Source organism: Vibrio campbellii CAIM 519 = NBRC 15631 = ATCC 25920 (assembly GCF_002163755.1).
GTDB lineage: Bacteria > Pseudomonadota > Gammaproteobacteria > Enterobacterales > Vibrionaceae > Vibrio > Vibrio campbellii.
Genome location: NZ_CP015864.1, coordinates 1,519,801 through 1,538,482, shown reverse-complemented (window position 1 = coordinate 1,538,482; position 18,682 = coordinate 1,519,801). Strand labels below are relative to the sequence as shown.

Annotated in this window: 20 protein-coding genes and 1 pseudogene; 13 read left to right on the top strand and 8 right to left on the bottom strand. The window is 45.8% G+C overall.

Going from position 1 to position 18,682, the window contains the following annotated elements; translation table 11 throughout:
* Positions 1–13 precede the first annotated feature (13 nt).
* A complete protein-coding gene (locus A8140_RS23210) occupies positions 14–901 on the bottom strand; it encodes a LysR family transcriptional regulator (protein ID WP_005531256.1) in 888 nt (295 codons plus the stop codon).
* Between the two features lie 372 nt (positions 902–1,273).
* On the opposite strand from A8140_RS23210, the gene A8140_RS23205 reads away from it, so the two are divergent.
* The 3 genes from A8140_RS23205 to A8140_RS23195 are packed head-to-tail and all read left to right on the top strand — an operon-like array spanning position 1,274 to position 2,982.
* On the top strand, positions 1,274–1,639 hold the full coding sequence (locus tag A8140_RS23205; protein WP_005531254.1) for a nuclear transport factor 2 family protein: 366 nt from the start codon (positions 1,274–1,276) through the stop codon (positions 1,637–1,639).
* A gap of 35 nt (positions 1,640–1,674) precedes the next feature.
* On the top strand, positions 1,675–2,139 hold the full coding sequence (locus A8140_RS23200) for a cupin domain-containing protein (protein ID WP_005531252.1): 465 nt from the start codon (positions 1,675–1,677) through the stop codon (positions 2,137–2,139).
* 9 nt (positions 2,140–2,148) lie between these two features.
* Positions 2,149–2,982 (top strand): sulfurtransferase, encoded by an 834-nt coding sequence (locus A8140_RS23195; RefSeq protein ID WP_005531250.1) that lies wholly within the window; start codon positions 2,149–2,151, stop codon positions 2,980–2,982.
* A gap of 179 nt (positions 2,983–3,161) precedes the next feature.
* Here A8140_RS23195 and A8140_RS23190 read toward each other — a convergent pair whose 3' ends face one another.
* The 3 genes from A8140_RS23190 to A8140_RS23180 are packed head-to-tail and all read right to left on the bottom strand — an operon-like array spanning position 3,162 to position 5,217.
* On the bottom strand, positions 3,162–3,992 hold the full coding sequence (locus A8140_RS23190; RefSeq protein ID WP_005531248.1) for a hypothetical protein: 831 nt from the start codon (positions 3,990–3,992) through the stop codon (positions 3,162–3,164).
* Positions 3,992–4,849: an ABC transporter ATP-binding protein gene (locus A8140_RS23185; RefSeq protein WP_005531239.1), complete on the bottom strand. Its 858-nt coding sequence runs from the start codon at positions 4,847–4,849 to the stop codon at positions 3,992–3,994. The genes A8140_RS23190 and A8140_RS23185 overlap by 1 nt, the downstream gene beginning before the upstream one ends.
* Positions 4,846–5,217, bottom strand: coding sequence for a GntR family transcriptional regulator (locus A8140_RS23180; RefSeq protein WP_005531237.1), 372 nt, complete (start codon positions 5,215–5,217; stop codon positions 4,846–4,848). The genes A8140_RS23185 and A8140_RS23180 overlap by 4 nt, the downstream gene beginning before the upstream one ends.
* A gap of 449 nt (positions 5,218–5,666) precedes the next feature.
* On the opposite strand from A8140_RS23180, the pseudogene gltS reads away from it, so the two are divergent.
* A pseudogene (gene gltS / locus A8140_RS23175) lies at positions 5,667–6,892 on the top strand (sodium/glutamate symporter).
* Positions 6,893–7,175: 283 nt separating this feature from the next.
* On the opposite strand, the gene ulaG reads toward gltS, so the two are convergent.
* Together ulaG and ulaR are read right to left on the bottom strand one after the other, a co-directional pair.
* Positions 7,176–8,243 (bottom strand): L-ascorbate 6-phosphate lactonase, encoded by a 1,068-nt coding sequence (ulaG, locus tag A8140_RS23170; RefSeq protein WP_005448892.1) that lies wholly within the window; start codon positions 8,241–8,243, stop codon positions 7,176–7,178.
* Between the two features lie 124 nt (positions 8,244–8,367).
* The gene (gene ulaR, locus A8140_RS23165) at positions 8,368–9,123 is read right to left on the bottom strand and encodes an HTH-type transcriptional regulator UlaR (RefSeq protein WP_005531235.1); all 756 of its coding nucleotides are present in this window, start codon (positions 9,121–9,123) and stop codon (positions 8,368–8,370) included.
* A 386-nt stretch (positions 9,124–9,509) separates the two neighbouring features.
* Between ulaR and A8140_RS23160 the strand changes: the two genes are divergently transcribed.
* The 8 genes from A8140_RS23160 to A8140_RS23125 all read left to right on the top strand — a co-directional run bounded on the left by A8140_RS23160 (position 9,510) and on the right by A8140_RS23125 (position 16,570).
* Positions 9,510–11,270, top strand: a complete 1,761-nt coding sequence (locus A8140_RS23160; protein WP_005531232.1) for a PTS ascorbate-specific subunit IIBC — start codon at positions 9,510–9,512, stop codon at positions 11,268–11,270.
* Between the two features lie 123 nt (positions 11,271–11,393).
* Positions 11,394–11,870, top strand: coding sequence for a PTS sugar transporter subunit IIA (locus tag A8140_RS23155; RefSeq protein ID WP_005531229.1), 477 nt, complete (start codon positions 11,394–11,396; stop codon positions 11,868–11,870).
* A 9-nt stretch (positions 11,871–11,879) separates the two neighbouring features.
* Positions 11,880–12,572 carry an L-ribulose-5-phosphate 4-epimerase gene (locus tag A8140_RS23150; RefSeq protein ID WP_005531224.1) on the top strand — a complete coding sequence of 231 codons (693 nt, stop codon included), beginning with the start codon at positions 11,880–11,882 and terminating at the stop codon, positions 12,570–12,572.
* Positions 12,573–12,576: 4 nt separating this feature from the next.
* Entirely contained in the window at positions 12,577–13,398 is an 822-nt protein-coding gene (locus A8140_RS23145; RefSeq protein ID WP_005531221.1) for a Cof-type HAD-IIB family hydrolase, read from the top strand.
* A gap of 5 nt (positions 13,399–13,403) precedes the next feature.
* A complete protein-coding gene (locus tag A8140_RS23140; RefSeq protein WP_005434690.1) occupies positions 13,404–14,051 on the top strand; it encodes a 3-keto-L-gulonate-6-phosphate decarboxylase UlaD in 648 nt (215 codons plus the stop codon).
* Positions 14,052–14,059: 8 nt separating this feature from the next.
* On the top strand, positions 14,060–14,941 hold the full coding sequence (locus A8140_RS23135; RefSeq protein ID WP_005531220.1) for an L-ribulose-5-phosphate 3-epimerase: 882 nt from the start codon (positions 14,060–14,062) through the stop codon (positions 14,939–14,941).
* Between the two features lie 183 nt (positions 14,942–15,124).
* Positions 15,125–15,553 carry a hypothetical protein gene (locus A8140_RS23130; RefSeq protein ID WP_005531219.1) on the top strand — a complete coding sequence of 143 codons (429 nt, stop codon included), beginning with the start codon at positions 15,125–15,127 and terminating at the stop codon, positions 15,551–15,553.
* Between the two features lie 150 nt (positions 15,554–15,703).
* Positions 15,704–16,570: a hypothetical protein gene (locus tag A8140_RS23125; RefSeq protein WP_005531217.1), complete on the top strand. Its 867-nt coding sequence runs from the start codon at positions 15,704–15,706 to the stop codon at positions 16,568–16,570.
* A gap of 126 nt (positions 16,571–16,696) precedes the next feature.
* Here the strand turns inward: A8140_RS23125 and nagB are convergent, their stop codons facing one another.
* Positions 16,697–17,497 carry a glucosamine-6-phosphate deaminase gene (nagB, locus tag A8140_RS23115; protein ID WP_005531216.1) on the bottom strand — a complete coding sequence of 267 codons (801 nt, stop codon included), beginning with the start codon at positions 17,495–17,497 and terminating at the stop codon, positions 16,697–16,699.
* Positions 17,498–17,871: 374 nt separating this feature from the next.
* Here nagB and A8140_RS23110 point away from each other — a divergent pair, with 374 nt between their 5' ends.
* Positions 17,872–18,123 (top strand): DUF3081 domain-containing protein, encoded by a 252-nt coding sequence (locus tag A8140_RS23110; protein ID WP_005531215.1) that lies wholly within the window; start codon positions 17,872–17,874, stop codon positions 18,121–18,123.
* Between the two features lie 147 nt (positions 18,124–18,270).
* Here the strand turns inward: A8140_RS23110 and A8140_RS23105 are convergent, their stop codons facing one another.
* Entirely contained in the window at positions 18,271–18,624 is a 354-nt protein-coding gene (locus A8140_RS23105; protein ID WP_005531214.1) for a MaoP family protein, read from the bottom strand.
* Positions 18,625–18,682 lie beyond the last annotated feature (58 nt).

Below are 18,682 nucleotides of genomic sequence, written 5' to 3'. Positions count from 1 at the left end.
ACTCGTATGAATGTTACAGATGCTCCTGTGTGTTTGAGAACTTAGAGACTAGATACTCAATGGCTAAGCGACTTTTAAGCGGCAGAAATTCTCTTTCAGAATAAACTATCCACGTGGAGCCTCTATTCTTCCAATAGGGAGTTAATACAGGCTCTAACTGTTTGTTTTTTAGCTCTTCAGAAAAAATAGACTTTGGGAGATACAGCACACCAAGCCCTTTCTTGCACGCATTTACCAGTGTCTTAACATTATTAGCCCTTACCTGCCCTTTGACAGAAATATTGATGTCCTCGCCCTTATCTTGGAAAGTCCAGCGGTTATAAGTTGTAGTAATACACTTATGCCTTGCTAGATCACGTGGTGAGGTCGGCCTACCGAACTTGTTCAAATAATCAGGGCTAGCTACCGCTGCGTATAAATGGTCAGAAAGTTTTCTTGCTATTAAATTAGAGTCAGGGAGTGATCCAAACCTTATTGCGAAATCATAACCATCATCGATAAAGTCGATCACCTTTGTATTAAAGTCGATATCTAGCTCTAAGTCTGGATGTTCAGAAACAAAGTCCATCAATGCTGGTATGACGTGGTTTTCTGCAAAATCGCCTCCTGCTGATATTCTGAGTGTTCCTGATAAACGGGCTTTACCTTCTGTCACGACTTCATTTGCTGTGTCTATTTGCTCTATTATTTTTTTGCAATATTCATAGTACGAGTGACCAGCGTCAGTTAGCCTTACTTTTCTTGTTGTTCGCGCAACTAGAGCGACACCAAGTCTCCTTTCAAGCTCTGAAACACGTCGACTGATTTGTGAGGTGGCTATGCCAAGGTGTCTACCTGCAGTGCTAAAGCCTTGGGTTTCTGCTACTGCAACAAATTCTGTAATACCCAAAAAAATTGACAAAATAAGCTCCCTGAAAATGTCTCTAACAACGTCAGACTATCATTAATGTGACGCTGTAAAGAAATGATTTTATTGTCAGTAGCTAAAAAGTACGGCTCTTCTGATTAGGGTGAAGTATTGCTTTTGTCCTTTTATTGCAGGTAGTTAACGAGTTCTCTTCTCGTTTCTCAAAAGCTCTAATGCCTACCGTTTCTATCTAGTTGTCAGTTCCAGCCTCCGACTGTTGCACAGTAGCAAAAGTGATTTCTTAAATATACTAATTATCAAAATTAACATTAGATAATATAGTGTAAATCAAGGTTGATTTAGTTGTTTATCGCAAAGTGATCGACATCTAAATATCATTTTTCTATTAAATAAAATGAGGTTGTTATGGATATTAAAAATCAAGAAAAAGCCGTTGCAGATAAAGTTAGTCTCTATATTTCCGCATTGGAAAATTCAGAGTTTGCTAAAGATAATATAGAAAGAGCTTTTTATTCTAGTACTAATCTACATTCTTTGAGCGAGGATGGCTCGATTCACTTTATACCTCGAGATGCTCTAGTCGAGTATGCTGTTACGAATAATGCAGAGGTGGTGGGTTCTATCCTCGGTGTTGAAGTCGTAAACGATATGGCTTTTGCAAAAGTAAAGTTAGAGCTTAGTGACTTCTACTGGGTTGACTATCTGACGCTTTTGAAAATAAAGGGTGATTGGTTAATCGTTAGTAAAACGTTTACAACTATTAATAAGTAGTCTGTTTATGTCCTGAATTTATATTGGAATGATTCATGCGGAAGAAAAAATTAAAACTAAATATAATAAATAAGACACTAGCTGTATTGATTGCAGCTATGAGCTTTAATTCATTTGGTTCTGATACATTAAAAGAACCATTGGTATACTCGCATAACAGTAAAGATCTCACTTGGGTTAATTGTCCCGACTTTTTACCTTGTCAGATAGCGTCCCTAAATGGTGAGTTAGGAGGCAACAATAACGATGTCTTTATTAAATTCCCGAGCTTAGCCGAAATTCCTTTTCATACACATACTTCCACTGAACATATGATTCTGCTTGAGGGCGAGTTCCACACTACTTATAAAGGGTTCGAAAGAGTGGTGCTGAAAAAAGGTGATTACGCGTTTGGACCTGCAGATCTTGCTCATGATGGCTACTGTGCAAGCAAAGAAGACTGCGTCATGTTTGTTGCATATGAGACACCTATTGATGCTATCCCAATATCTAACAAATAGGTGGCTTTTATGTTTACAGTGATGATGCCACACAACCAAAGCCCTCTCATCTCTGCGGAGGAAGCGGCAAAGAAATTGAACGATCAAAGTACAAAGTTCTTTGATGTTAGAGGACGCTGGGGTGAGGATATCCAGTATTCTCGTCAAGCTTTTTTAAGTGAACATATCACGGGTGCACGTTTTCTGGATTGGACGAAAACCTTTGTAAATACTGATTTACCAATAGCCTTAGCACCTGTGGCCGAGATTGAGCAAGCGCAAGCTGATTTTGCAGCACTGGGTATTAACCAAGACGATCTTGTCATTCTCTATGATGATTACTTTCATATGTTCGCCGGTCGAATATGGTGGGCGATGCGGTATTGGGGGTTTCGCAACGTTAGGGTGCTTGATGGTGGTTTGAAGCGTTGGAAATTTCTTGCATTGCCGACTTCAAACAATCTTAATAGTGCAAGGGTGGGCAATTACGTCGTAAAAAAGGAACAGAGTTGGATAGCTCTTTCCGATGATGTTCTTAATCGAAGTGATAATACTGTTTTGTTGGATGCTCGACGAAGTGAGAACTTCTTCGCTTCGGATGTGAGTCATATTCCAGGTGCCATTAACGTTCCATTCGCAACTTTACTGGATAATGATACTGGTATGTTTAAGGCTCCAGAGGAAATAAAGCAGGTTATTGAGGTTGCAATAAATGGCCAAGATATTGACCACGTTATATCCTCGTGTGGGTCAGGCTATGCTGGCACTATTTTATTGATTGCTCTGCAATTGATAGGGATAGATTCAACACTGTATGATGGCTCGTATGCTGAGTGGAAAGCATTACAGTATCCAAGTAATTAGAGAGATGGTGCTAGGTATCTATTTGCCCTGAATCTTGCAGAAAGAGCAGCACTGTGACGTTAGTTTCCTCTTTAGAGTGCTCCCCTCAAAAAGCAAAGTGAGGGGGGCACTCTTTTTTTGCTGTGTTAGTGGTAATCACCACAGCATGGTCTAATTTTGAAATAAATGTTTATTTTGCTTTATTCAAGCGTGTGACTGAACTTGATACTAGCTGTCCAAGCAAGCACACCGATGAAGCAGTAAATACCGACATTCATCCAACCTGCATCTGGAATTGCGCTGAACGGGTTTGGTGCAAGAATCGCGTGCAGCGGTAGATAGAAAATCGCTGAGAAGAAATCATCCAGTCCATAGAAGTTGAACATCGCAATCGGCATCCAGCGTAGCGCGTAAATACCAATCAAGATGACCAACAGTGGTGAGTTCACTTTCTGTGAGATTGCCATTGCGGTCAGGGCAAGCGGCAATAACAACACGCCAGCCACTAACATTCGAAGTAAAAATTCAATCCAGTTCAGCAGCACGAAACCCAATGATGCCTGGCGATACAACAACGCCAACTGGTGGTCAGTTGAAACATTCAACATCCACAGCATAAAGTCCGCAGCGAAAACCAATACCGAACACACCAATGGAATCACCAATAAACCAAACGCCAGCTTCACCAGATGGGTTTTTACGTCACTGACAGGCATACTGCGCCAAAACATGATACTGCCCTCTGAGCGCTCTTTACGTAGCGTTCTTGGGAAGTATTGAGTGCCAAGCAGGATAGACAACAAACCAATGCCACCTGTGATCAGCATGTTGACGTCATCACCAAGCTCTTTGTGGATATCACTGACATCACCACCAAAGCTCATTTGGAGGAACATATTGTGTTGCAGTGTCGAGCTACTCATTAAGCTGACAAACAGCAGCACGCCACAGGCAAACATAAATAATGGTACGCGCGTAACCAATGGGTTCTCTAGCCATTCTTTACGCAACATCGCGACAATCGATTTCATTATGCTGCCTCCTTCTGCAATGCTAAGAACAGATCCGCAAGCTTGACGCCATACACATCACCTAGCCCAGCAACTTGCTCTGCGTATTGTGATGACAGCAACCATTTAGTCGTGCCTAAGCCCTTTTGTGATGACAGTGGTTTCAGCACTTCGATTTGTGCGCGATGCTCATCACTGGCATCGAGAATGAAGTAATCTTCGCTGATGCTGTCCATTGAGGTTTGCAGAACAGGTCGGCCGTGTTTAAGGATCAGCACGTCCGTCAGTAGGTGTTCGATTTCTGATACTTCATGGCTCGCAATGATCAGTACACGCTCTCCATCGTGGAACCATTCCAGCAAATGACGGTAGAAGGTATCGCGATAAACCAAATCCAGGCCAAGCGTTGGCTCGTCCAGAATCAGAATTTGCGTATTGGTCGCGATTACCACGGCCAAGTGCAATTGCACCTTCATGCCTTTCGATAGGGATTTGATACGTGCGCGCGGCTTGATGTCGGTTTGACGAAGCATGCTATCGGCTTTGCTGCGATTAAAGCCTGGGTGTACGCCCTCTGTGTAATCGAGCAGCTGAGCAACCGTCATCCAGTTTGGCAAAACGTTAACATCCGAGATATAAGATAAGCTCTGCATGATTTTGTCGCGTTGCATGATTGGCTCAAAGCCGTTGATGCGAATGGTGCCCTGGTATTCATGTGCACCGAGTAGGGCGTTAATGAGAGTCGATTTACCCGCACCGTTATGACCTAGCAAGCCAAGCACTTGACCCGCTTGTAGATCGAAGCTCACGTCATGCAGCGCTTCACTTTGCTGACGATATTGCTTGGAGACGTGTTTTACACTGACTAATGCGCTCATTGGTCACCTTTAATATGTATTTGGATTTGTTGGATAAATTCATCAAGAGACATATCCAGACGTTGTAGTGTGTCGGCGATCTGCGGAATTTGTTGTTCAAGGAAACGTGCTTTCTCATCAGCAAGCAGCTGTTTTTTTGCACCTTGGGCGACAAACATGCCTTGCCCACGTTTCTTTTCAACCAATCCTTCATCAACCAATAACTGATAGCCCTTCATGACCGTCAGGTGATTGATCTTCATATCCGCAGAGACACTGCGTACCGAAGGCAAAGCTTCGCCCTCTTGCCAGATGCCTTGCAATATTTGCTGGGTGATCTGGTCAGCCAACTGACGGAAAATCGGTTGGCGATCATGCCAATGCGTCATGATTGGTTTCCTTGGCTGAGTTGGTGTTATATATATGTATAACACCTTAAGGATGAGAGAGAAAGCACCAAATTTTTTAGTCGTGGTTTTCTCAATCCCATTTGCCGATGATATTTCGTCAAAATTGGCATCGGAGTTTCACGCAAAATTTGCACGCAATCGCATACGTTTTTGCCCTTAAAAACTGGCAAAAAATTGTTCACTTCTCATAAATTGAGAAGGGCGATAAAAACGAGAAAATTGCGCCACAAAACTTGGTGAAAAAGTGTGTTTTTTCATTAGGTGAGAATTGGGTGAATATTCGAGCTATTGCTTTCTTATTTAATGAGAATTTAGTGGATTTGAACCCTAGAAAACCACACGTTCAGTAGGCACTCTGACTTGCCTAAATACCGCTCAACCTGCGAGTTGTTACTCAAAGGATGAGAAAAAGGAGGCAAAGAGGTTTTATGAATCAGGTCATTTCTGTTGGTCCACAAGAGTCGTTTCTCGTCGCTATTTGTGTGTTGTTCTTGGGACAATTCGCTAACGCTAAATTACCGATCTTAAAGAAATTCAATATTCCCGAGCCAATCGTTGGTGGTTTGATTGTCGCTTGTGCGATCACCGCAATGCATTTCAATGGCGTGGATTTAGTTTTCGATTTACCGTTGCAAAACACTTTCATGTTGATGTTCTTCGCCACCGTTGGCTTAGCAGCAAACTACACCCAGTTGATTAAAGGTGGCGCTAAGGTGTTTATCTTCTTAGCCGTGGCATTGGTCTACATTCTTATCCAAAACGCGGTCGGTGTCTCTTTGGCAACCGCGCTCGGCTTAGACCCGCTAATGGGCTTGATTGCTGGTTCGATTACGTTGTCTGGCGGTCATGGTACGGGCGCAGCATGGTCGCAAACCTTCCAAGACATGTACGGCATGCACAACGTTTTAGAAGTGGCAATGGCATCCGCTACCTTTGGTTTGGTGATTGGTGGCATTATCGGCAGCCCAGTTGCGCAGCGCTTGATCGATAAACGTAACCTTGAATCTGAATACGGACGCACCAACCAGACTCACGAGCGTTTCCCTGAATTGGTGACCTACAACGAGCACGAAGAAGACCGCGTAACCGCGAAGAAAGTGGTCGAGAGTTTATCGATCATTCTATTGTGTGTTACTGGTGCCGATTACTTAGAAGGCTGGGTGAGCAGTTTCGGCATCAAATGGTTGATGATTCCGGACTTTGTTTACGCGCTGTTTATCGGTGTGGTGATCACCAACATCATGGAAGTGACGAAAGTACGCAAAGTGGATGTGGAAACGGTCGATATTCTTGGTACGGTTTCGCTGTCTCTGTTCCTAGCGATGGCACTAATGAGCCTAAAACTGTGGAACATCTTCGACTTGGCAATCCCGTTCCTCATCATTCTGGCGGTGCAATCGGTGATTCTGGCGGTTTTCGCTTACTACGTGACGTTCCTAGTGAGGGCAGCAACTACGATGCCGCAGTCATCGCAAGTGGTCACTGTGGCTTTGGTCTGGGTGCAACCCCAACGGCAGTTATGAACATGGGCTCTATCGTTAACCGCTTCGGTCCATCTCCACAAGCCTTTATGGTGGTGCCTATTGTTGGCGCGTTCTTTATCGACATCGTCAACCTAGTGATTCTGCAAGGCTGTATTTCTTTTATTAAGTAACCTGCCTCGCTCCACAAAACAAAAGCCAGTCCTGTGAGACTGGCTTTTTTGATCGGCTTAGAGCAATAGGCATCAACAATTTAAATTATAGGAATGAGCCATGTCCTTTAAATTTATCAATGACTAATATTCGGTTTTTTGAGGACGTTACTGATGCGAAATCGTCGGACATATATCATCAGTAACCTCCTTTTCTCCTTATAAGACTCTAGCTAATTGCCCGTCGCATCCATCATCGCGACGGGCTTTTTTTTATTCCTGCCAAACGGACGTCGCGATGGAATTACAAGAACGCTTTGTATGGCAGTTCTGGTTCGTTTTTGAAGATGTCGCTAAAGCCACGGAAGTGCTGGTAGTGCATGCGACCTTTATCGGTAGGGAAGGTGTATTTGCCCCCGACTTGCCAGAAGAACGGTGCGAACTTGTATTGCAGACGGTCTTTCTTCATGTTCCACAACACTTCAATTTCGCGTGGGTCGTTTTGGAAGTTCGCCCAAATATCGTGGTGGAATGGCATCACGACATCACAATTCAATGATTCTGCTGCGCGTAGGATGTCAGAAGACGTCATCTTGTCAGTCACGCCGCGTGGGTTTTCACCAAACGACAACAGTGCCACGTCAATTTGGTATTCGTTGCCGTGCGCTGCGTAGTAGTTAGAGTAGTGCGAGTCACCAGAGTGGTAAACCGAGCCGCCTGAAGTTTCAATCAGGTAGTTCACTGCGCGTTTGTCCATGCCGTCGAGGATTTCTTTATCGTAAGATGAAGTGCCTTCTGGCAGTGTGACAAGTGCAGTACGGTCGAATGAATCCAGTACGCGGATCTTCATGTCGCCGACCTCAAGTACATCGCCCACTTTCGCGACAACACAACGCTCTTCTGGTACGCCCCAGCCCATCCATAAATCGACACACGCTTGCGGACCGATGAACTTCACGTGGTCACCACAGTTTTGCAGTACCGCTGCCGCAACGTTAACGTCGATATGGTCTGCGTGGTCATGGGATGCCATCACAGCATCGATCTCTTTGATAGCAAATGGGTCAAGCGGGAAGATAGCAGTACGTAGGTTTGGTTGCAGTGCTTCGACACCGCCCATACGCATCATTTGGTGCTGGTTCTTCATGAAGGCATTTTTTTGCGTCTTTTTGCCCGTACCACACCAAAAGTCGATAGAGATGTTGGTGTTGCCCTCACTCTTCAACCAGATACCTGTACAACCTAGCCACCACATCGAGAATGTATTTGGTTCCACCACCGTATTTTCGATCTCTTCGTTTAACCAGGTCCCCCACTCAGGGAATGTATTTAGGATCCAAGATTCACGAGTGATTTCATTTACTTTACTCATAGCAACACCTTTTTGTTTCACAATTTTTATTAAATTTGGGATGTAGGGAGCCGAGCGCCTTAATTTGTGGTTAAGGCACTGAGCTGAATTATTTTTATTTATTTGAGAAAGAGGCTAGGGCGCGTTAGACCAGAATGACCTGTGTCCCTTGTGCTTCTATCGCTTTGATGACCTCTGGGTTGGCGTTTTTGCCAGTGATCAGAATGTCGATTTTCTCGGTAGGACAGAACAACATGCCCGTTCTGTGACCCACTTTGGAGCTGTCTACCACGACTACGAGCTTGTCGATTTGCTCAAGCATTTGCTGCTCAGCCACCGCGGTTAACATGTCAGCTTTGTAGAGTCCGGCTTCGGTTAACCCTTTACCCGAGGTGAACATCCAATTACCTGCGTAACTGCCAAGCGAATTGGGTGCCGGATTTAAGAACAGTTTTTGTGAACGGTTGTATTGACCGCCAATGATGATCACATCGTCATGGTCTTCATTGATCAGGTAGCTTGCCAATGGGAAGTAGTTGGTGACGATCTGCACGTCTTGCCCACATAGCTTCTGCCCAAGTAGGAAAGCGGTCGAACCGCAGTTGATGACCACGCTGTCGCCAGGCTGACAAAGCTCAGCGGCTTGCATCGCAATCAAGGATTTCTCTTCGTAATGCTCAGTGCTGTTGATGTTCAGCGGTGACCATTTTTTCTTTTCTGCTTCGACGCGTTCTGCGCCGTTGCGTACTTTGCGCAGTTTGCCTAGTTCATCCAGCTTAGAGATGTCACGGCGAGCCGTCGCTGGAGAGACGTTAAAGCTCTCAATAATGTGTGAGACGTTAATCGTCTGATTTTCTTCTAATAAAGACAGAATGCCATTGTGTCTTTGTACTTCATTCATACCCATCACCCTATTTGATTCAAATTCACCGAAATGTGTATCTAGTGATTATTTGGTGATTACTTGTGATTTTTTTTGATTCTATTAATCACGCTCTTGATTGTCAAATTCAAGACTGATGAAAATCTGAACTTCATCACAAAAATTCATAAGTTGTTGTATTTATTGGTAATTTAATTTTTGTGTGTGATCCGCTTACCATTTGTAGGGTTTTTTGGAGGGCAAAATTGATAAATATCAAAATAATCACAAATGAGCATTGCGTGATTACTTTTGATTGTTAGAGTTTATTTCGTGAGCAAAAACTGAGTAGATTCTACGACATCAGATGGAATCACTCTGACCTACATACGATTACAAATAAAAAACACTCTAGGGGTAAAGATATGGAGTTCTTGTACGACATCTTCTATATTTTTTACAGCCAAGTTATGACCAAAGCCCCACTACTACTAGGTTTGGTAACATGCATTGGCTATTGGTTGCTGAGAAGAGACGCCACCACCATCATTAAAGGTTCCATCAAAACGATCGTGGGTTTCATGCTGGTTCAAGTGGGTGCGGGCACCCTAGTTGCTGGCTTCAAACCTGTGATTTCCAAACTTTCTGAATACCACGGGTTAACCGGCTCGGTCATTGACCCTTACACCTCCATGATGTCTACCATGGAAGCAATGGGCGATAACTACTCTTGGGTAGGTTACGCCGTTCTATTGGCATTAGGTATCAACATCCTCTTGGTACTGTTCCGCCGCTACACGGGTATCCGCACCATCATGCTGACTGGTCACATCATGTTCCAGCAAGCAGGTCTGATCGCGGTGTTCTACTTTGTGCTTGGCGCAAGCATGTGGGAAACCATCATTTACTCTGCGGTGTTAATGGCGTTGTACTGGGGTATCTCCTCCAACATCATGTTTAAGCCAACCGAAGAAGTCACCGGCGGGGCGGGTTTCTCTATTGGTCACCAACAACAGGTCGCGTCTTGGATTGCAACAAAAGTAGCGCCAAAACTGGGTGATAAGAACGACAGCGTTGACCACCTAGAACTGCCTAAATGGCTACACATCTTCCACGACAGCATTGCAGCAACGGCGATCGTGATGACGGTGTTCTTCGGCATCATTCTGCTTTCATTCGGTCTTGATAACCTTCAAGAAATGGCGGGCACCACACACTGGACTATCTACATCCTAGAAACGGGTCTGAAATTCGCTGTTGCGATTCAGGTGATTGTTGCCGGTGTACGTATGTTCGTTGCTGAGCTGTCTGAAGCGTTCAAAGGCATCTCTGAGCGCGTGATTCCAAATGCGGTATTGGCGATTGACTGTGCAGCTATCTACGCATTCTCTCCTAACGCAATGGTATTTGGTTTCATGTGGGGGGCGCTGGGTCAGTTCGCGGCAGTACTGGCGATGTTGGCATTCGATGCGCCAATCATGATCATCCCTGGCTTCATTCCAATGTTCTTCTCTAACGCGACCATCGGCGTATTTGCTAACCACTTCGGTGGCTGGAAAGCGGTGATGAAGATCTGTTTCGTGATGGGCATCATCGAGGTACTAGGTTCTGCTTGGGCTATCCACCTATTTAGCCAACACGGCACAGAGTTCAACGGTTGGATGGGCATGGCGGACTGGGCGCTTGTATTCCCACCAATCATGCAAGGTCTGTCTGCATCGAAAATGTTCTTCTTCGTTCTTGTTGGCTTGTCTCTGGTTTACATGTTCTTCGCCTCTCGCAAGCTACGTGCTGAAGAAGACGCGCAAGGCATAGTAGAAATCAGTGAAGAGCCAGAAGTGATTGAAGCGGTAGAGCAAGCAATCAAAGCGAGCGACGGTCTGCGCCCAGTAAGCATCCTCGCGGTATGTGGTAACGGTCAAGGTTCATCGATGATGATGAAAATGAAGATCGGCAAATACCTAGAGAAGAAAGGCATTCCTCACGTGATGGACTCATGCGCAGTGTCGGACTACAAGTCGAAGCTTGCGAGCACGGACATCATCGTATCGTCGAAGCACCTGTCTGCGGAGATGGAGCCAGGCGAAGGCAAGTTTGTACTCGGGGTGCAAAACATGCTTAACCCTAACTCCTTCGGTGACGAGCTACTCGACATCATCAATAAAAACTTTGTACCAGCAAAATAAAACAGCATGACCAAATACTTCTCTCGATGAAGAGATAAGAAACCAATAACAAACAGCGGATAACAACAGTGGTGCCGGGCTTCGGAAAGCCAAAGTCACGGCACCCAAACTGGAGATAGAACAATGGGATTAAAACAATCACTGATCGACAACAACTCAATCAAACTGCAAGCAAAAGCCTCTAACTGGCGTGAAGCCATCAAGATTGGTACGGACATGTTGATTGCCTCTGGTGCGATTCAGCCTTCCTACCACGACGCTATCATCAGCAGCGTGGAAGAGTTGGGTCCTTATATCTGCATCGCACCTAACTTAGCTCTGCCACACGCACGACCAGAAAACGGCGTAATTCGTACTGCTTTCGCACTGGTTACGCTAGAAGAGCCAATCTACTTTGAAGGCGAAGACGAGCCAGTTGATGTGTTGATCACGCTAGCGGGCAGCTCTTCAGACGAGCACATGGAAGGTCTGATGGAAGTGACCCAAGTGTTGGATGATGAAGACAGCGAAACGGGCGTGGATTTAGACAAGCTTCGCCGTTGCCGCAGCAAAACCGATGTATTCAACGTGATTGATGAAGCTCTGGCTGTTACTGACTAAGGAGAAATCATGTACAGCGAACTGAAACAACGTGTGCTCGAAGCCAACCTCAAACTGCCGAAATACGGCTTAGTGACCTTCACTTGGGGCAACGTGTCTGAGATTGACCGCGAGCGCGGCGTGATTGCGATTAAACCATCAGGGGTGGAATACGATGGCATGCGCGCTGAGCACATTGTGGTGGTCGATCTAGACGGCAATGTGGTGGAAGGCAACATGAATCCATCCAGCGATACCGCGACCCACATTGAGATCTACAAAGCGTTCCCACAAGTGGGTGGCGTGGTGCATACACACTCACGCAGCGCAACGACTTGGGCGCAAGCAGGGATTGATATTCCTGCGCTGGGCACGACTCATGCCGACTACTTCTACGGCGACATTCCATGTACTCGCAAGCTCTCACAACGCGAAATTGCCGAAGAGTACGAGAAGAACACTGGCTTAGTGATAGTGGAAGAGTTTCGTCAACGCCGCATCGACCCAATGGCAGTACCAAGCGTGATTGTAGCAGGGCATGCGCCTTTCTCTTGGGGAACCAACGCTGACGATGCCGTGCACAACGCAGTGGTATTAGAAGAGATTTCTGCCATGGCATTAGCAACGCGTTCACTCAACAGCGGCATCAAGATCCAGCCTGAGCTTTCAGACAAACACTACCTGCGTAAGCACGGTGAAAACGCCTACTACGGGCAGAGGTAACGACATGTACAAAGTGCTTGCTTTAGATTTAGACGGAACCGTCCTCACCGATGACCACAGCATTCACCCAGAGGTGAAAAAAGCGATTCAAGAAGCGCAGCAGAAGTGTCACGTGGTGATTGTCACAGGACGCCATCACACCGCGGCACGCCCGTATTACGATGAGTTGGGTCTTACCACGCCTATCATCTGCTGCAACGGCACTTATGTTTATGACTACCACAATGACCGAGTGCTCGAGCACAACTCTATCGATAAGGAAGATGCGCTGACGTTCATCGCCTTGGCGAAGGAGTTTCAGGTCAAGATGGTGATGTACGTAACCGATGCCATGACGTACTCAAACTACAACCCAATTCACTACATGGAAGCGCTGGAAAAGTGGGCGAAAACCGCGCCTGAGCACCTTCAACCGAAGATCTACAAAATCGACTCGTTCAGCGAAGAAGTACGCAATACCGAGTTTGTGTGGAAATTCGTGGTGGAAGGCTTACCAAGCTCGGTAGAACGTTTGATTGAAAACCCATGGGTGAAAGAGAAATTTAACGGCGAACGCTCGTGGTCGAATCGCATCGACTTCGCAGCAAAAGGCAACAGCAAAGGCTTAAGACTGGCGGAATACGTTTCTGAGCTGGGTTATCACCCGAATCATGTCATTGCCGTGGGCGATAACCACAATGATATTTCCATGCTCCGTTACGCAGGATTAGGCGTTGCTATGAATAACGCAGACGAGACGGTACGTTCTAGCGCCCGTTTGGTGTGCGAAACCGATAACAATAACGACGGCTTAGCTCGTCTGATACGTGAAAAAATTCAAGGATAAGCATCATGACCAAACCAATGATTCAAATCGCTCTAGACCAAACTAACTTAACCGACGCCGTGGCGGTTGCAAGCAATGTACACAGCTACGTCGATGTGATTGAAGTGGGCACCATTCTCGCGTTCGCAGAAGGGATGAATGCGGTCTCGACGTTACGTAAGAACCACCCGGACCACATTCTGGTGTGTGATATGAAGACCACTGATGGCGGCGCGATTTTGTCTCGCATGGCGTTTGAAGCAGGCGCTGACTGGATTACAGTTTCAGCCGCAGCGCACATTGCGACCATCGAAGCGTGTAAGAAAGTCGCGGATGAGTTTAGTGGCGAAATCCAAATCGAAATCTACGGCAACTGGACGATGGAAGATGCGCAAGCGTGGGTGGATCTTGGCATCACTCAAGCGATTTACCACCGTTCTCGCGATGCAGAGTTGGCAGGGATTGGCTGGACAGACGCTGACATCAGCAAGATGCGTCAACTCTCTGAGTTAGGTATCGAGCTCTCTATCACAGGTGGCATCGTGCCAGAAGACATCTACCTGTTTGAAGGCATCAAAGCGAAAACCTTTATCGCAGGTCGTGCATTGGCGGGCGACAAAGGACAAGAGACCGCAGAAGCATTGAAAGCGCAAATCGACCGTTACTGGAACTAGGGGCCGACATGTATCAGAACCTACAACGTCATCGTGTTGGCTTGTATGAGAAAGCGTTGCCGAACGAGTTAAGCTGGGAAGAAAAGCTCAGCGTGACCAAAGAGTTGGGCTTCGACTTTCTTGAGATCTCGGTGGACGAATCAGACGAGCGCCGCAGCCGCTTAGATTGGGACGACGAGACGATTTATGCCCTGCGTCACCAGTGCGAACGTTACGGCATGCCATTGCAGTCGATGTGTTTGAGCGCGCACCGAAAGTTCCCGTTCGGCTCGGCAGATCCGAAGATCCGAGAGCAAGCTGTGCTGCACATGGAAAAGGCGATCGCATTGGCGTACAAACTTGGCGTCCGTACCATTCAATTAGCTGGCTACGATGTGTATTACGAGCCAGCAAACCGTGCCACGCATTTGCGTTTTATTGACGGTATGAAGGAAGCGGCGAAACTGGCTGAGCGCGCAGGTGTGATGCTTGCTGTTGAAATCATGGACACCGATTACCTCAACTCATTGAGTAAGTTCGAGGTGCTCAATCGCGAAGTAAATTCGCCGTATTTCACTGCTTATCCAGACGTGGGCAATATCTCGGGTTGGAACTATGACGTGTGTACTGAGCTGAAATTGAGTAAGCCGCACATTACCCAAATCCACCTTAAAGACACCTATCGCGTGACGCCAGAATACATAGGTCAGTTCCGCGATCTCGTGATTGGCGATGGTGAAGTAAACTTCGATGCCATCTTCCGCACACTCAAAGAGACAGACTGCGTCGTGCCACTGGTGATTGAGATGTGGGCGCACGATGAACATTGGCGTGCCCACATTCAAACCGCCCAACAGCGCTTAAATCAAGCGTGTGATCATGCGGAATTACCAAGGTTATTTGCCGCATAATTCTCTCTAAACCGTATAAACACTTACATGCTCAGGTGCTCGTTATTGGGCACCGTTTTCCCATCGTGGGAACGTGCAGTTTTTAACCCTCGTGAAAACTGCACTCTTTCGTTTCATTGGTTGACTTACCATCAGGGTTGGCGCAAAGTTGCGCTTTGTCGTTATGAAACCCCGTTAATCTGAATGAAATTACTCCATCTGCAACTTTTCTGGTACGAAAAACATCACACCCTATTGGAGATGGAAGACCTGCCAATTCTTACCCCAGCGCAAGAGCAAGAACTGCGTGAGTGGGCGAAAACACGCCGTAAAATCCTCAGCTACGAAGTGCATCAACAGCCTTGGGTAAAAGTGAATGTCGACGGTTTCTCATCGATTTTAGAGCTCAAACCAAATGGCACGTTGGTAGAAAAAGACTTGTTCAGTGAGCGCGGTTTACAGGGCTTATGGAAGGTCAGCGACGGCTTCTTGTTTATCAAAGTCATCAGCGGTGAATTCATCGTCGAATACCAAATTGTTGGTAACACCGAAAACAATGTGCACAGTGGTATCGAGTACATCAACGGCAAAATCAGTACCTATAGCAAGTTTGCCAAACTCGCGAATAATTAAGCCGATTTAATTCGATGTAGAGAAAGGAGCCAAAGTGCTCCTTTTTTGTTGTGGATAGAAAATCCCAACTATTCTTACTTCAAGCAATGAAATCAATGCGTTAATATCCAAGTCATCATCTTATTTCAAACAGTAGCAGGAGGCATGATTGTGTCTGAAAAAATATCGACGTCGGCGCTGGCCAAAATGCGTCAGACAGAAGCTAAGCTGCTGTTTGCTGATCTGAAACGCGCTGGCTATATTGTTCGCCAAGACGAGAAATGGATTTTGACCGAAGAGGGTGCCAAGTTCGGCGGTGAGTATGTCGATCATCCTAAATTTGGGCAGTTCATTGTTTGGCCGACCAACTTGCACATCGAGCTTGCGGCAACGTCTGGCAAAACCTATAGCGCAACCCAGTTGGGTGAGAAGCTTAAGCTCAATGCCAAGCGCATGAACCAGCTGTTAAGCGAATTAGGCTGGATCAGCAAATCCGAAGAAGGGTGGAGTTTGACCGAAGCCGGAATCCGCGCTGGTGGGCAGCAGAGAACCGATAAAGAGTCGCAGAATACCTTTGTGGTGTGGCACGACGTAGTGCTGCGTAACAAGCGGCTCAAGCAGTCTGTGATTGAGTTTTTAGGTCAAGATGCCGAGTCCCATTCCACTGATAAGTCATTTTCTAGTTTTCGCCAGAAGTTTGAAGCCAAGCACCGTACTTTGGACGGACACTACGTTCGTTCTAAAGGGGAGCTTCTGATCGATAACTGGCTGTACTTGGCAGGAGTAGTGCACGCTTACGAGCGTCAACTGCCTATCGACCAAGACGTGACAAGCGATTTCTACCTTCCGGGTGGCAAAGTTTATTTGCAGTTTTGGGGTAGCGATACTGGCGAGATGTTAGAAGCGGAGCGAGAGAAGATTCGTGCGGTGTACGAGCAGCATAACTTCAACCTCATTGAAGTTGAACTGAGCGAGTTAGATAAGCTCGATGAGGTATTGCCGAAACGTCTGCGTCAGTTTGGTATTCAAGCTTATTAAACGCCTCGCTAGCCGTTGTTTAAATTCCTACACCTTCAAACCTGCCAGTCTTTAAAAACGAAAAAACCCGTGATGACTCACGGGTTTTGTGTATTCAGCGTTTATCTTTGGTTGTTACCCGAAGGATTAGAAACCTTTGATGTTTTCCGCTTCTAGCTCAGAGAAGTACTTAACAGTCTTCACTTTAAGCTCTTGTTGTGAAGGCTCATCACAAACGATTACTGCTTTAGGGTGTAGTTGAAGTGCAGAAACCGTCCATAGGTGGTTTACGCTGCCTTCTACAGCTGCTTCTAGGGCAAGTGCTTTGTTGTGACCAGTTACTAGGATCATCACTTCTTCAGCGTCTAGTAGCGTACCAACACCGATAGTTAGTGCGTACTTAGGAACTTGGTTGATGTCGCCATCGAAGAAACGAGAGTTCGCGATACGAGTGTCTTCAGTTAGTGTCTTGATGCGAGTGCGAGAAGACAGAGAAGATGCTGGCTCGTTGAATGCGATGTGACCGTCGTTACCTACGCCGCCCATGAATAGGTTGATCTTGCCGTAAGACTTGATTTTGTCTTCGTAGCGTTGGCATTCCGCTTCGTGATCTTCCGCGTTACCGTTAAGAAGGTTGATGTTCGCTTCTTGAATGTTCACGTGGTTGAAGAAGTTTGTGTACATGAATGAACGGTATGATTCTGGGTGATCCGCAGGGATACCGATGTACTCGTCCATGTTGAAAGTCACAACGTGTTCGAAGCTCACTTCACCAGCTTGGTAAAGTTCGATCAATGCTTTGTAAGTTGCTAGAGGAGTGCCACCAGTAGGTAGACCCAGAACGAACGGACGCTCAGCAGTTGGTTTGAAGTCGTTGATGCGCTTAGCGATGTGTGCTGCTGCCCACTTGCCTACTTGTGCTGCTTGAGCTAACGGGATAAGTCTCATTTTGTGCCCCTAGTTATTGGAATTTAAGATGTCCTGAAACATTAATTCGCATTATAAAATAAGTAATGACAATCTGCTATTGTTTTAGGTCAAAAATTTGCTTTTTCTTTAACCAATGTTGCTTTTATCAACAGTTTTTACCTTTGCTTCTCGCCGTTACCCTTTTATATAAAGAAGTTAGGTTAGTTGATTAGCGTTTAAAATTTATGACTGAAATTAAGTTTTTTGATTGAATGAGCGAGCTAAATTGAACCGAGCTGCGTAGTAGAGAGGGAAGAAAAATGCCGAACATATGATCTCACGCAATCTATGGTGTAGCACGGCGTTTTTTTCTTAACCGTAATTAAAGAGTGTTTATTGCTGAGGGAATCGCAATGAGAAACGAATTAGACATAACCAAAGTGCTGCAAGCATACGAATGTGTGATGAACAACGGCACACCTTCTGAGTTTGGCAAGATGTATGAAGGGGTAGAGGCCTTTTCTGATTATGATGGCTATAACGTGTTTCTTAGAGGCAATGGCGTGGAGTTAAAGGTGGGCTTCCACAATACCTATCATCTAGAGTATGACCAAGAGCACCTCAAAGACAGCTTCTTGAAAAAGGTAGCCATGCTGGCGAAGTGAGTACTCACAAAATAATAGGTTTATTACAAATGAAAAAGCCCTAAGGGATTTCACCTTCGGGCTTTTTGGAAAAGAAAAAGTTTTTTGCAACACCACAGAACGAATCTTTCCGCAGTTTAGCCAAGCGTTAGAGCTTGGCTGTGTCGTTTAATCGTCTTCTGCTAGGCTCTCTTCTGCGTAGTCTGCTGACGCTTCTGGTTTGTTACGACCGTTTAGCGTGTGGAAGCGTTTGCGACCACGAGCTAGCTGTACGTATTTTAGCCAGGTGCGCTCGATCTTAGTTTTCGCTTTGCCCGGGTTTTCCAGAACTTTTACGAAGTGTTTTTCTTCGCTGTTCTCAGGTGTCAACTCGCCTGACTCTAGGCCGAGCATAGTATCCCCATAAATTGTTAGGATTTCCTCTTCTGAAAGAGTAAAATCGCCAGACTTTGCAAAGCCGCGTGGGAATTTTACGTTGTCGTAAAAACGTTTTTTGCCATGACGAAATTCAGTGTCAGACATATCAACAGCCTCTGTAACCGTTATTGATGAATGTGATGAATTACGGCGAAAATTAGGC